Annotated in this window: 10 protein-coding genes; 4 read left to right on the top strand and 6 right to left on the bottom strand. The window is 72.7% G+C overall.

Translation table 11 applies throughout. The features are described 5' to 3' along the window. Positions 1–136 precede the first annotated feature (136 nt). The 4 genes from ACFY0F_RS28810 to ACFY0F_RS28795 form a co-directional block, all read right to left on the bottom strand. On the bottom strand, positions 137–862 hold the full coding sequence (locus ACFY0F_RS28810) for a 3'-5' exonuclease (RefSeq protein WP_388800372.1): 726 nt from the start codon (positions 860–862) through the stop codon (positions 137–139). Positions 863–975: 113 nt separating this feature from the next. Next, positions 976–2217 carry an SAV2148 family HEPN domain-containing protein gene (locus tag ACFY0F_RS28805; protein WP_388800369.1) on the bottom strand — a complete coding sequence of 414 codons (1242 nt, stop codon included), beginning with the start codon at positions 2215–2217 and terminating at the stop codon, positions 976–978. A gap of 102 nt (positions 2218–2319) precedes the next feature. Then, a complete protein-coding gene (locus ACFY0F_RS28800; RefSeq protein WP_388800366.1) occupies positions 2320–3639 on the bottom strand; it encodes a copper amine oxidase in 1320 nt (439 codons plus the stop codon). A gap of 68 nt (positions 3640–3707) precedes the next feature. Then, a complete protein-coding gene (locus ACFY0F_RS28795) occupies positions 3708–4532 on the bottom strand; it encodes a Tat pathway signal sequence domain protein (RefSeq protein WP_388800363.1) in 825 nt (274 codons plus the stop codon). 196 nt (positions 4533–4728) lie between these two features. Between ACFY0F_RS28795 and glgX the strand changes: the two genes are divergently transcribed. The 3 genes from glgX (at position 4729) to ACFY0F_RS28780 (ending at position 10692) form a co-directional block, all read left to right on the top strand. Next, positions 4729–6849, top strand: coding sequence for a glycogen debranching protein GlgX (gene glgX, locus ACFY0F_RS28790; protein WP_388800360.1), 2121 nt, complete (start codon positions 4729–4731; stop codon positions 6847–6849). A gap of 70 nt (positions 6850–6919) precedes the next feature. Continuing rightward, on the top strand, positions 6920–9277 hold the full coding sequence (gene treY / locus ACFY0F_RS28785) for a malto-oligosyltrehalose synthase (RefSeq protein WP_388800356.1): 2358 nt from the start codon (positions 6920–6922) through the stop codon (positions 9275–9277). 164 nt (positions 9278–9441) lie between these two features. Further along, the gene (locus ACFY0F_RS28780) at positions 9442–10692 is read left to right on the top strand and encodes a M14 family zinc carboxypeptidase (protein WP_388800409.1); all 1251 of its coding nucleotides are present in this window, start codon (positions 9442–9444) and stop codon (positions 10690–10692) included. A 55-nt stretch (positions 10693–10747) separates the two neighbouring features. Here the strand turns inward: ACFY0F_RS28780 and ACFY0F_RS28775 are convergent, their stop codons facing one another. Continuing rightward, positions 10748–11173: an SSI family serine proteinase inhibitor gene (locus ACFY0F_RS28775; RefSeq protein ID WP_388800353.1), complete on the bottom strand. Its 426-nt coding sequence runs from the start codon at positions 11171–11173 to the stop codon at positions 10748–10750. Positions 11174–11258: 85 nt separating this feature from the next. Next, positions 11259–11810, bottom strand: a complete 552-nt coding sequence (locus tag ACFY0F_RS28770; RefSeq protein ID WP_388800350.1) for an FHA domain-containing protein — start codon at positions 11808–11810, stop codon at positions 11259–11261. A gap of 175 nt (positions 11811–11985) precedes the next feature. On the opposite strand from ACFY0F_RS28770, the gene treZ reads away from it, so the two are divergent. Beyond that, positions 11986–13734 (top strand): malto-oligosyltrehalose trehalohydrolase, encoded by a 1749-nt coding sequence (gene treZ, locus ACFY0F_RS28765; protein ID WP_388800347.1) that lies wholly within the window; start codon positions 11986–11988, stop codon positions 13732–13734. Positions 13735–13748: the final 14 nt, after the last annotated feature.

Genomic DNA, 13748 nt, shown 5'->3' with positions numbered 1-13748 from the left:
GACGCCCTCCTCCGCCTTGCAGCCGGACGCTCCCCCACGCTCGAATGAGCTCGCGCGGGGGCACCCCCATTCGCCCCGCTCACCAGCGCCGACGACGCACCGCCCGTGCCCTGCGACCTGATCCGCCGGACAGGCCCTACGCCGGTCGGCTCTCCACGAGTTCCCGGAGGGGCCACGTCCCGTCCACCACCGCGTCCGTCTGCCCCTTGCCGCGCAGGAAGTTCTGGAAGTCCGCCGCCCACTCGGCGTACCAGCCGACCTGACGGCGGTGCAGCTCCGCCGGGCCGAGGGCGGCCACCTTGGGGTGGCGGTCGGCTATCGCCGAGGCCAGGCGGGCCGCGGCCAGGGCGTCGGCGGTGGCGTCGTGGGCCGTGTCGAGCACGACGCCGTACTCCGTGCAGACCGCTTCGAGGTTGCGCTTGCCGCGGCGGTAGCGGTCCACCTGGCGGTCGATGGTGTACGGGTCGATCACCGGGGCCGGGTCCGGACCGCCGAGCCGGTCGGAGAGCGAGGGCAGGCCGTACCGCCGCAGTTCGGCGGAGAGCAGGGTGAGATCGAAGGCCGCGTTGTAGGCGACGACCGGCACGCCCGTCTTCCAGTAGGCCGTCAGAACGTCGGCGACGGCGTCGGCGACCCGGTCGGCCGGCGCTCCCTCGGCCGCGGCGCGTTCGTTGCTGATGCCGTGCACCGCCACCGCGTCGGCCGGGATCTCCACTCCCGGGTCGGCGAGCCACTCCCGGCGTCCCATGGGCTGCCCGGCCCTGACCTCTATCACGGCTGCCGTGACGATGCGCGCCTCGCACGGATCCGTCCCGGTCGTCTCCAGGTCGAAGCCGATCAGCAGCTCCCGGTGCCAGCCCATGGGCGGCCCCCCTTCTCGGTGGTGCGTTCCCCCGTTGATCTTTCAGTGGCTCCACCCTCGCACGCACCACTGACAATCCGAGGGCCGCGTTTCCGCCTGCCGGCCGGGGCGGTTCAGGACACCGGTCGCGAATCCACCCAAGCCAGCTCGAACTCCTCGCGGTATGTGGCGAAGAGCCCGCCTTCACCCACGTCGCCCGACTTGACCACCCGGTTGCCGCCTCGCAGCACCAGGACGGGTGACTCCATTCCGCGTGCGCCGCGCAGGTAGGACTGCACCACGGCGATGCCGTCGGCGCCGTCGCCGTCGACGAGGTAGGCGGAGAAGCGCGGGGTCTCGTCGTAGACCTGGATGGCGAAGGCGTCCGGATCGCGCAGCCGGGAACGCACCCGGCGCATGTGCAGGATGTTCATCTCGACGGAGCGGCTCAGTTCGCCCCGTTTCATCCCGAGTTCGCGCTCACGCCGCTTCACGGCGCTGGAGGCCGGGTTGAGGAAGAGCAGCCGGACCCGGCAGCCGGACTCGGCCAGGCGGACCAGTCGTCGTCCGGAGAAGTTCTGCACGAGCAGGTTGAGGCCGATGCCGACGGCGTCGAGCCGACGGGCGCCGCCGAAGAGGTCCTCGGCCGGGAACTGGCGCATCAGCCGTACCCGGTCGGGGTGCACGGCGACCACGTCCGCGTACCGGTCGCCGACCAGGCTCTCGACCGCGTCCACGGGCAGCCTGCGCGCGGACGGCACGTCGCCGCCCGCGCCGAGCATCTCCAGCAGTCGTGCGGAGGCCCGTTCGGCCTGGTTCAGCACGGCCTCGGACAGTGCCCGGTTGCGGGAGACGACGTTGCGGGTGACCTCGAGTTCGTCCAGGGCGAGTTCGACGTCCCGGCGCTCGTCGAAGTACGGCTCGAAGCACGGCCAGTGCTGCACCATCAGCTCGCGCAGCTGGGGCAGCGTGAGGAAGCTGAGGACGTTGTCGTCGGCCGGGTCGAGCAGATAGCCCTTGCGCCGGCTGACCTCGCGCACGGCGACCGCGCGCTGCACCCACTCCTGCCCGGCGGGGCCGGCCGCGGCGACCACCCACTCGTCGCCGTGGACGGGTTCGTAGACGGGCCGCAGGACGGCCGCCACGACGGCGCGCAGCCGCTGTTCGACGAGGTTCAGCCAGATGTAGGCCCGCCCGGCCCGCTGGGCGCGGGTGCGCACCTCGAGCCAGGCGTCGGCGCCCCAGTCCAGTTCCGGCCCGATGGAACCCGCCGCGTCCATCGGCCGCGCCAGGGACACCACTGCGGGCGGGACGTCCGTGGAGTTCCCCTCGTGACCCTCGTCACCGGGGGACAGCTCCAGCCCTCCCGAGCCCACCCGTGCACCGCCTTCCGCTCCCCCGAGCTCTCCCCATGCCAACGATCAAGGAAGCGTACTCCGGGAGCGGTCGGCGGTGCAGCCGGATGGACAGGTCGATTCTCAAGTGCGCGGGCGCCAGTGTCCGTTCTGCCACGCGAGCTCGTCGGGAGTGAGCGGATTCATAGCGGTGACGTCGCGCGGGGCGATCGAGAATCCCTGCCAGTGGACCGGCATGGGCTGCTGGTCCTCGTCGCGGGCTATGTGGTGGAAGCCGACGTTCATCCAGACGATGGGGTGGGTGAGCGTCTGGCCGTTGACCCACTTGTCGACCGACTTGCCCGCGCCGGCGGGGCAGTTGCCCGGGTTGTTGGTGGCGAACTGCTCGCACTTGTTGTACTCGGTGAAGTACACGTCGTGCTGGGTGAAGCTGCGGCCCGGGTACTTCGTGGTGGGGCCGGGGACGATCTCGTAGGAGCGCGCGTGGCCGTCCTTGTTCTTCCCCGTGGCGCTGACCATCCGCCACCAGCGGTAGGGCTTGGCGTCGCCCGCGAGCTCCTTGGTGACGTTGGTCCGGGTGGTCTTCGCGGTCGGGGCCTCCTGGCCGCGGGCGGGTGCGGAGACGGCCGAGTCGTACTGCTCGACCTTCCCCTTGGAGGAGCCGTCGAGGCCGAAGTCGAGCCGCCAGAAGACGTTGTGGCTGTGGCTGGTGGCGTAGGCCTTGGCGCCCTTGCCGATGGGCCAGCCGCGGCCGTCGCCGGCGTCGTAGTCGTCGAAGGAGAGGCTGCCGGTGGCGCCCACGTTCATGTTGACCGTGCCGTCGTCCTGGAAACGCCACTCGGTCATGTACTCGTACCAGCCGACCTGGTTGACCGTGTAGACGAGCAGGTCCTTGCCCTGGGCCTGGAAGACCTTGTTCGCGGTGTCGCCCTGCATGCGGTAGGCGTGGCCGCGGGAGCGGGTGGTGGTGCACAGGCCGCCCACGTTCGGGTGCTGCGGGTCCCAGGAGTCGGGGACCCTGACGGTCTTGATGGTGCCGCCGGGGCACTCCCCGGGCGCCAGGTTGACCAGGCCCTGGGCGAAGCCGAAGCCCGTCAGGTCGTCGTACTCGACGCTGCCGTCGTCGTAGGGGACGTCGATCTGGGCGAGGCGGGCGCTGTTGAGGACCTTGATCGGCTTGGTCTCGCCCTTGGGCTGGTAGGAGACGTCGTCCAGGACGAGGCCGGCCTTGCTGTCGTAGCGCCAGCACATCCGCCAGGTGGTGCCGCTGGAGAGCTTCTGCTCGATCTTGTAGGCGGCGCTGCAGCCGGCGGTCGCCGCCGGGGCGGTCCTCGGCCGGGCGACGGCGGGCCCCGCGCCGGCCGTCGCGCCGGCGGCCAGCGCGGCCACGGTGACGCCGACGGCGGCCCGCTTGCGGGCCCGGCTGACTCTGTTCGTGTGCATGAAGAGGTGACTCCTCGCGAGGGGTGCGGGTTCGGAAGACGGGCGGACGACGTGTCCGAAGGGGCGGCTCAGCCGCGGTCGAGCTTGGCCACCTTGCGGGCGCTCAGGTCGATGATCAGCGACCTGGCGTCGATCCACGGGCCGTTCTTGACCTTCGGGAACAGCCGCACGCAGCGGTGTTCGCCGCACTTGTCGAGCACGGCGGGCCGGGCGCCCGGGACGGCCCGGTAGACCGCGCCGTTGAACAGCAGCTGGTCCGGGGAGGTGAGTTCCCTGCCGGTGGCGTCCTTGTAGTCCGCCTTGAGGCCGGCGCCCAGCGGATCGGCGATGAGCAGTCTGGCCGCCTCGACGTTCTCGGCCCGGCTCAGCGGCGGCTGGACGCCGTGCTGGGTGCCGGTCTGCTCGACCTTGCCGGTGTCGAGGTTCACGGTCTTCGTGATCAGGGCGTCGCTCTTGTAGTCGTAGAACGTCACGTCGGCCCGGCGCGGTGCGTTCGCGTCGTCGGCCTCGTCGGCCTCCGGGTCGGCGAGGTCCACCGTGAGACGCTGCGGCCCACGGCCCCCGTCGACGTTCTTCGCCGAGCCGAGCGACTGCCCGCTCGCGGCGATCCTCCCGGCCCGCTGCAGCTCGTCGTCGGTCAGCGGGTCACCGCCGACACCCTTCCTGCCCTCGGCCGGCGCCTGCTGGACCACGGCCGGCCGGGCGGCACCGTCCGCCTGGCCCTGACCCTGGCCCGACTCCTGGGCGGCCCGGCCGCCGCCGCTCGCCCCTCCCGACTCGTCCGCCCCCGCCGTGCCCGGCAGGGTGACGGCGACCATCGCGGCGGTCCCGGCCAGCGCTATGGCCGTGCCGGCCACCACCTTGCCCAAATGGCGGCGCACTGTCTCGCGCACATCTTCCCCTTACTCCCCCAGATCGTCGGGAGTACGTTCCTGCCCCGCTTTTTCGGTACACGGCTCACAAAACGGCGCCGTATCCATTGGTCGGCCGGTAAGAGGGACGTAAGTCATAGGTGGTTCCATCACTTTCCGGGAGACTCGGAACGCAAGGCGGCACCGGCCACGCGGCACACCTGGGAGAGTCGTATCCATGCAGGTCTGGCCTGGAGAGGCATATCCGCTCGGCGCCACGTACGACGGCGCCGGGACCAACTTCGCGGTCTTCACGGAAGCCGCGAACCGAGTAGAGCTGTGTCTGCTGCACGACGACGGCTCCGAGACGGCGGTCGAACTACGGGAGAGCGACGCGTTCGTGCGGCACGCGTACCTGCCGGGCGTGATGCCCGGGCAGCGGTACGGGTTCCGGGTGCACGGGCCGTACGACCCGGCGCGCGGGCTGCGCTGCAACTCGGCGAAGCTGCTGCTCGACCCGTACGCGAAGGCGATCAGCGGCTCGATCCGGTGGGGCGAGGAGGTCTACGGCTACCACTTCGGCTCCCCCGACAGCCGTAACGACCTCGACTCCGCGCCGCACACCATGACGTCGGTGGTGATCAACCCCTACTTCGACTGGGGCGACGACCGGCGGCCACGGACCGAATACCACCACACGGTGATCTACGAGGCCCATGTGAAGGGCCTGACCATGCGCCACCCCGGTCTGCCGGAGGAACTGCGCGGCACGTACGCGGCGCTCGCCCACCCGGCGATCATCGAACACCTGACCGAGCTCGGGGTGACGGCCCTGGAGCTGATGCCCGTACACCAGTTCGTCAACGACCATCGTCTGGTCGACATGGGCCTGAACAACTACTGGGGCTACAACACCATCGGCTTCTTCGCCCCGCACAACGCGTACGCCTCCTGGGGCGACCGCGGCCAGCAGGTCCTGGAGTTCAAGTCGGCGGTCCGGGCGCTGCACGAGGCCGGGATCGAGGTGATCCTGGACGTGGTCTACAACCACACCGCCGAGGGCAACCACCTGGGCCCGACGCTGTCCTTCCGGGGCATCGACAACCCCTCGTACTACCGTCTGACCGACGACCGCCGCTACTACATGGACACCACCGGCACCGGCAACTCCCTGCTCATGCGGTCCCCGCACGTGCTCCAGCTGATCATGGACTCGCTGCGGTACTGGGTCACCGAGATGCACGTCGACGGATTCCGCTTCGATCTCGCGGCGACCCTGGCGCGGCAGTTCCACGAGGTGGACCGGCTGTCGTCGTTCTTCGACCTGGTGCAGCAGGACCCCGTGGTCTCCCAGGTGAAGCTCATCGCCGAGCCGTGGGACGTGGGCGAGGGCGGCTACCAGGTGGGGAACTTCCCGCCGATGTGGACCGAGTGGAACGGCAAGTACCGCGACACGGTACGGGACCTGTGGCGCGGCGAGCCGCGGGCGCTCGCGGAGTTCGCCTCCCGGCTGACCGGCTCCTCGGACCTCTACCAGGACGACGGGCGGCGCCCGCTGGCCTCGATCAACTTCGTGACCTGCCACGACGGTTTCACGCTGCACGATCTGGTGTCCTACAACGACAAGCACAACGACGCCAACGGCGAGGAGAACCGGGACGGGGAGAGCCACAACCGGTCCTGGAACTGCGGGGTGGAGGGCGACACCGACGACCCGGGCGTGCGGGCGCTGCGTGCCCGGCAGATGCGGAACTTCATCGCGACGCTGATGCTGTCCCAGGGCGTGCCCATGATCAGCCACGGCGACGAGTTCGCCCGCACCCAGCGCGGCAACAACAACGCCTACTGCCAGGACAACGAGCTGTCCTGGGTGGACTGGCCCGAGGACGGGGAGGACGGCAGCGAGCTGCTGGACTTCACGCGCGCGCTGGTGTGGCTGCGCAGGGAGCACCCGGTCCTGCGGCGGCGGCGCTTCTTCCACGGGCGGCCGGTGGAGGGCACCCACGACGAGCTGTCAGACATCGCCTGGTTCACCCCCGACGGCCGGGAGATGACCCAGGAGGACTGGGACTCGGCGCAGGCCTCGGCACTGACCGTGTTCCTCAACGGCAACGCGATCTCCGAACCCGGGGCGCGCGGCGAGCGCATCACCGACGACTCCTTCCTGCTGATGTTCAACCCCTCGCCCGAGCCGCTGGAGTTCGTGGTTCCGGTCAACCACGGGCGGCAGTGGCAGGTGGTGGTCGACACGGCCCGCACGGAGGTGGCGCCCCCGGACGCGGACGCCAAGATCCAGGCCGGGGACCGCCTCCCCCTGCCGGACCGCAGCATGACGGTGCTGCGGCGGCCGGCTCAGTAACGCTCACGCACGCGTGGACAGGTGCGGTGCCGGTGACACGAAAGTCGGCAGGCTGGGTACGTAGGTCTGCATGACATCAGAGCGCCCCGACCCAGCGGTACCGACCGCCACCTACCGGCTCCAGCTGCAGCCCGAGTTTCCCTTCGGGGCCGCCGCGGCGGCGGTACCGTACCTGGCGTCGCTCGGTGTCTCGCACCTGCACCTGTCCCCCGTCCTGGAGGCCGTGCCCCGCTCCGCCCACGGGTACGACGTGGTGGACCACGCGCGCGTGCGCGAGGAGCTGGGCGGCGAGGAGGGGCTGCGGGCGCTGTCGGCGACCGCCCGCGCGCACGGCCTCGGCCTCGTCGTGGACATCGTGCCGAACCACATGGCCATGGCGCCGTCCCACAACCGCGCCCTGTGGGAGGTGCTGCGCGAGGGCCCCAAGTCGCCGTACGCGCGCTGGTTCGACATCGACTGGGACGCGCAGGGCGGGCAGCTTCTGCTGCCGGTGCTCGGGCGTCCGGTCGGCGAGGAACTGGGCCGTCTGGTGGTCGAGGGCGACGTGCTGCGCTACCACGACCACGCCTTTCCGCTCCGCGAGGGCACCGCGGACCTGCCGCTGCCCCGGCTGCTGGACGAGCAGTGGTACCGGCCGGTGTGGTGGCGACTGGCCCGCACCGAGCTCAACTACCGGAGGTTCTTCAGCATCTCGGAGCTCATCGGGGTGCGGGTGGAGGACCCGGAGGTGTTCGACGCCACGCACGGCAAGATCCTCCAGCTGCTGCACGAGGGCGTGGTCGACGGGCTGCGCATCGACCACCCGGACGGCCTGGCCGACCCCGAGGGCTACCTGCGGCGGCTGCACGAGGCGACCGGCGGGCGCTGGACGGTCGTCGAGAAGATCCTGTCCGACGGGGAGCACCTGCCGGCCGGCTGGCCGGTCGCGGGCACCACCGGGTACGACGCCCTCAGGCACGTCGACGGCGTGTTCACGGACCCCGAGGGGGCGGCCGACCTGCTCGCGCGGTACCGGGCGTTCGCGGCCCCGCAGACCGACCGGGGCGGCGTCTGGGCGGCCACGGCGCGGCGGGCGGCGTACAAGGTGCTGACGCACGAGCTGGCCGCCGAGACGGACCGGCTGACCCGGGTGGCGAGCCGGCTGTGCGCGAACTCGGCGGATCCGGCACTGCGCGACCGCGCCCCCTGGGCGCTGCGCACCGCGCTGGAGGAGCTGCTGGTCCGGCTGCCGGTGTACCGGCCGTACGCCTCCCAGGACGCGGCCGCCGTCGTCACCGAGGAGGCCGCCGAGGAGGCCCGCAGGGCCTTCGTCGTGCCCGAGGAGGGCGACGCGGTCGACATCGTGCGCGACCTGCTGACCGGCCCGGCCGGGGTCGACCCGGCCCTCGCGGAGTTCCGCGCCCGGTTCGCGCAGACCGCGTCGGCCCTGCGCGCCAAGTCCGTCGAGGACACGGCGTTCTACCGCTACGTTCCGCTGCTTTCGGCGACCGAGGTGGGCGGCGAGCCGGGCAGCCCCGGCGTGTCCCCGCAGGACTTCCACGCGTACTGCGCGCGCGTGCAGCGCGACTGGCCGTCCACCGGCACCGTGGTGTCCACGCACGACACCAAGCGCAGCGCCGACGTGCGTGCGGCGCTGGCCGTGCTCACCGAGTGCCCGCAGCGCTGGGCGGCCCTGCTCGCGGAGCTCACCCCGGAGGGGGGCGCGGCCGTGCCGGACGGGCAGCTGGCCTGGGCCGCCTGGCAGACGGTGTTCGGTCTCGGCCCGGCGGACACCGAGCGCGTCCAGCAGGCCCTGCTGAAGCACGTCCGGGAGGCCGGGCTCTACACCAGCTGGACGGAGCAGGAACCGCCGTACGAGGAGGCGGTGGCCGCGTTCGTGGCGGCCGGGCCGTGCGGGGCGCCCGGCGAACGGGTGATCTCCTTCCGGGACTCGCTGGGAGCCCACATCCGGGCCAACGTCCTCGGGACGGCCCTGGTCCACCTGACGATGCCGGGGGTGCCGGACCTCTACCAGGGGACGGAGGGCGAGTACCGGGCGCTGGTGGACCCGGACAACCGGCGGCCGGTGCGGTTCCCGCCCGAGGATCCCGGGGAGAAGGGCGCGCTGACGGCGGCGGCGCTGCGGCTGCGCGCCGAACGGCCGGAGGCCTTCGGTGCCGCCGCGACGTACGCGCCGCTGGCCGCGGAGGGCACGGCCGCTGACCACTGCCTGGCGTTCGCGCGTTCCGGTCAGGTGGTCACCGCCGTGACCCGGATGTCGCTGCGGCTGGCCGAGACGGGCGGCTGGGGCGACACCCGGCTGCCGCTGCCACCGGGCCGATGGGCCGACGCCTTGAACCCGGAGCGGCGCTTCGAGGGCCACGCACGCGTGGCGGAGCTGTTCACGCCGCTGCCGGTGGCGCTGCTGGAACGCGTCGGGGAGGCCTGAGCCGCACGCCCACCCCGTCCCGGCCGCCGCCCCGGCCGATGCCCCACGGGCGCCCCCGGCCGATGCCCGACGGGCGCCCCCGCAAGGCTCCCCCTCGATCTGCTTGACAGCTCACCCGTGCCGTGCGGCACTGGGAGGGCGAAGCCGGGCTGGACGAGTCGGGGGTGAGTCCGCTGCCGGAGCTGCGTTATCCCAGTGTGGCCGAACTGGTCTCGTCGGCGGGGGCGCTGGCCGCCGACGAGCCCGGCGTGTGTGCCCTGCGGCAGGTGGGCCTGTCCCGGGCGGGCAGACCGCTGCACCTGCTGTCCGTCGGGCACCGGCGGCGGGCCGTCCTCGTGGTGGCCGGCGCCCACGCCAACGAGCCGACGGGCGGCTGCACGCTCCTCGCTCTGGCTGAGCGGGTGGTGCGCGAACGGGAGCTGAGGGCGGACACCTCCTGGCACTTCCTGCTGTGCGCCGACCCGGACGGCGCGAGCCTCCATGTCACCCCGGCGCCGCGCAGTCTGCTCGACTACCACCGTGGCTTCTACCGGCCCGCCCAGCCGGAACAGCCGGAGTGGTCGCCGTCCGTGCTGCCGCCGGACCGGCTGCCTCCCGAGACGCGGGCGCTGACCGGCGTGATCGACGAGCTGCGCCCCTATCTGCAGGTCACGCTGCACGGCACCGACCTGGGCGGTAGCTGGGTGCAGCTGACCAGGGACGTGCCCGGCCTCGCCGAGCCGTTCGCCAAGTCCGCGGCGGAGCTGCACATCCCGGTGGAGACGGGTGCCTCGGACGCGGCGGGCTGGCCCGCCTCCGGCCCCGGCGTGCACGTGATGCCCGATCCGGGCTCGAGCCTCGCCTACCCGAGCATGCCGGACGACGCACGGCACAGCACCTGGTTCCGCGTCCACCGCTACGGCGGCCTGACGGCAGTGGTCGAGGTGCCGATGTGGGCCAGCGACCTGGTGGACGACCCGGCGCCGCACCCCGCGCCGGCGGCGGCGATGCGGCGGCTGGCGCGTCGGCTGCTGCGGGACGCGCTGGAGGTCGAACGGGTGCTCGCCGAGGCCCTGCCCCGGCTGGAGGACACCGACGTGCCCCTGCTGCGGGCCGCCAGATGGGCCCTGGAGGTGGTGCCGGGCCTGGCCGCGGACTGGACCGGTACCCCGCCCGCCGGCAGCACGATGGCCTACGTCGGCAGCGTGGACGCCTTCGGCCGCCGGCTGCCGCTGCGCGCGGCCGCGATGCTGCTGCGGGTGCTGCGGGAGGCGGACGACCGGGCGGCGCCCCGGCTGGAACGTCTCGTCGCCTCCTGGTGCGAGGCGTTCGCCGAGCGCTTCCGCGCCCGCTGGGTGCCGCTGGAACACCAGGTGGAGCACCAGTCCCGCACGGTGCTCGCGGCGGCGCTGCACGCGCGCGAACGGGTGGCGTGAGGCCGACACCGGCCGCACGCCGCCGACGGGCACTCGCCGCTCGGCCGTCGCCCGCTCAGCCGTCCAGCGCGAACACCGCCCCGGTCCGCGCCCCCATCTGGCAGGCGTTCGAGAACGTCTCCCGGTAGTCCACGGCACGGCCGTGCCACTGGCCGTTCGCGTACACGGTCACCGGCGCGTAGATCATCGGGCAGAACGCGTTCTTCTTCTGCGGGATGGCGCGGATGTCCCCCTTCGCGGCCGTGAGTTCGGCGCAGGCCTCGGCCGCGTGGCGGTGCCCCTGCGGCGGCTCGCACAGCAGCAGGGTGCCGCGCGTCTCACCGGAGCGGGCGTCGCCCCGGGTCACGCTGAGGTAGAGCCAGTCGCCCTGACGGGTGGGGCCGGGCGCGGTCTGCGCGGCGGCCGCCGGGCCGGCGGCGAGGAGGGCGGCCGTCGCCAGCAGGGCGCCGCGTACCGCTGTCGCTTTGATGGTGTGCGTCATTCCCGGTGCATCGGCACGGCGGCCTGCGCACCCCAGCCCGACTCACCCGAACGGGAACGCACGCGCGCGTACCGCCGCACCGGTCTCACTGGACGGCGAGCCGGAACGCCATCCGTCCGAAGGCGATCTGGTCGCCCTCGCGGACGACGGCCGCGCCGGTCACCCGCCGTCCGTTGACGGTGGTGCCGTTGGTGGAGCCGAGGTCCCTGAGGACCCACATGCCGCCCTGGCGGCGCAGTTCGGCGTGCACCCGGGAGACGGTCTCGTGGTTGAGTCGGAGCCCGCTGGCCGGGTCACGGCCTATGCGCAGCGGATGGGTGCTGTCGGGGTGCGGCAGGAGCAGCTTCGGCAGTCGTTCGGCCTGCCAGGCGCGGCGCAGCCGCACGGTGAAGCCGGAGACCGCCTCGACGGTGCCGAACAGCAGGCGCGCGAGGCGGTTGTCCCCCGGCAGGTCGGCGGTGAGGACGGCGAGTTCGTCGGCGCGGCGGGCGGCGAGCGCGAGTTCCATACGGCGTACGAACGTGTCGTGCGACAGCCGGCCCATGGCGACGCCGTCGCGGAGCACGCGCAGCACCTTGTCGCGCTCCGCGTCGGACAGCCGCGCGGGATACGTGGAGAACTCGAAGGACGACGTCACGCTGGTGATTGTCGGTCAGTGAACCCCGGGTGTCCAGAAAACGGGGAAACGGCCGCCGCACGCGTACTTCCGGCGACACCCGCGCGCACATCGCGTCCGGGAAGGCGCGTTGATCGCGTTTTGCAGCACGATGGACGGGCTACATCACGGTGAGCAGACGAAGGGGAACCGTCCCGTGCAGTTCGAGGTGTGGGCACCGCAGGCAGACCGTGTGACGCTCCATTGCGACGGCGCCACGCGCGCGTTGGAGCGCGACAGGGACCGGGCCGGGTGGTGGACCGGTGAGGCGGAGGCGAGCGACGGCTCGCGGTACGGATTCGCGCTGGACGACGGGCCGGTGCTGCCCGACCCGCGTTCGCGCCGGCAACCCGAGGGGCCGGACGGGCCGAGCGCGGTCGTCGACCACGGGCGGTACGCGTGGCGTACCGAGGCGGGGCCGGAGCGCGGGCTGCCCGGTGCGGTGCTGTACGAGCTGCACGTGGGCACGTACACCCGCGAGGGCACCCTGGACGCGGCGGCGGCGCGGCTGGAGCATCTCGTCCGACTGGGTGTGACCCATGTCGAGTTGATGCCGCTGTGCCCGTTCCCCGGGCGGCACGGGTGGGGGTACGAGGGGGTGTCGCTGTGGGCGGTGCACGAGCCGTACGGCGGGCCCGAGGCGCTCAAGCGGTTCGTCGACCGGGCGCACGAACTCGGCCTCGGCGTGGTCCTCGACGTGGTGCACAACCACCTGGGGCCGTCCGGCAACCACCTGCCCGCGTTCGGGCCCTACTTCACGGACACGCACCACACGCCCTGGGGAGCGGCGGTCAACCTCGACGCACCCGGGTCGGACGAGGTGCGCGCGTACTTCGTCGGCAGCGCGCTGGCCTGGCTGCGCGACTACCGGATCGACGGGCTGCGGCTGGACGCGGTGCACGCGCTGCGCGACACGCGCGCGTGCCACTTCCTGGAGGAGCTCTCGGCGGCCGTCGACGGTCTCGCCCGCGAGGTGGGCCGGCCGCTGTTCCTCATCGGCGAGTCGGACCTGGGCGACCCGCGGGTCATCACCCCGCGCGCGCAGAACGGCCTCGGACTGCACGCGCAGTGGAACGACGACTTCCACCACGCCCTGCACACCGCGCTGACCGGCGAGTCCCAGGGCTACTACGCCGACTTCGCGCGTGATCCGTTCGCCGCCCTTGCCAAGACGCTGACGGGGGGCTACTTCCACGACGGCACGTACTCCAGCTTCCGGGGCCGGCACCACGGCCGCCCGCTGGACCGGGTGCGCACGGCGGGGCACCGGCTGCTCGGCTACGCCCAGACCCACGACCAGGTCGGCAACCGCGCCCAGGGCGACCGCCTGTCGGCCGCCCTCTCCCCCGGGCTGCTGGCCTGCGCCGCCACGCTGGTCCTGACCGCGCCGTTCACGCCGATGCTGTTCATGGGCGAGGAGTGGGCGGCCGGCACGCCGTGGCAGTTCTTCACCGACCACACCGACCCGGAGCTCGCCCAGGCCGTACGGCAGGGGAGGCGGCGGGAGTTCGCGGCGCACGGCTGGGCCGAGGAGGACGTGCCCGACCCGCAGGACCCGGCGACCCGGGACCGCTCCTGTCTGGACTGGTCGGAGCCCGAGCGGGAGCCCCACGCGCGTGTGCTGGCCTGGTACCGGCAGCTCATCGCGCTGAGGCACGAGCAGCCCGACCTCACCGACCCCGACCTCGCGGACACCAAGGTGGCCTACGACGCCCGGGCCCGCTGGCTGGCCTTCCGGCGCGGGGACGTCCGGGTGGTGGTCAACCTGGGCAAGGTGGAGGCGGCGATCCCGCTCGGCACCCGCCCGGCCGAGGTTCTCGCCGCCTGGGACCCGGTCGAGACGCCCGGGGCGGACGGTCTGCTGCAGGTGCCCGGGGAGTCGTGCGTGGTGCTGACCCAGGAGTGACCCCGGCGCCGGCG

Origin of the sequence: Streptomyces sp. NPDC001544, assembly GCF_042894285.1 — a bacterium.
In the GTDB taxonomy this organism is placed as follows: Bacteria; Actinomycetota; Actinomycetes; order Streptomycetales; family Streptomycetaceae; genus Streptomyces.
Note: the sequence above shows the minus strand (reverse complement) of the source record. Positions and strands in the feature narration are given on the sequence as shown.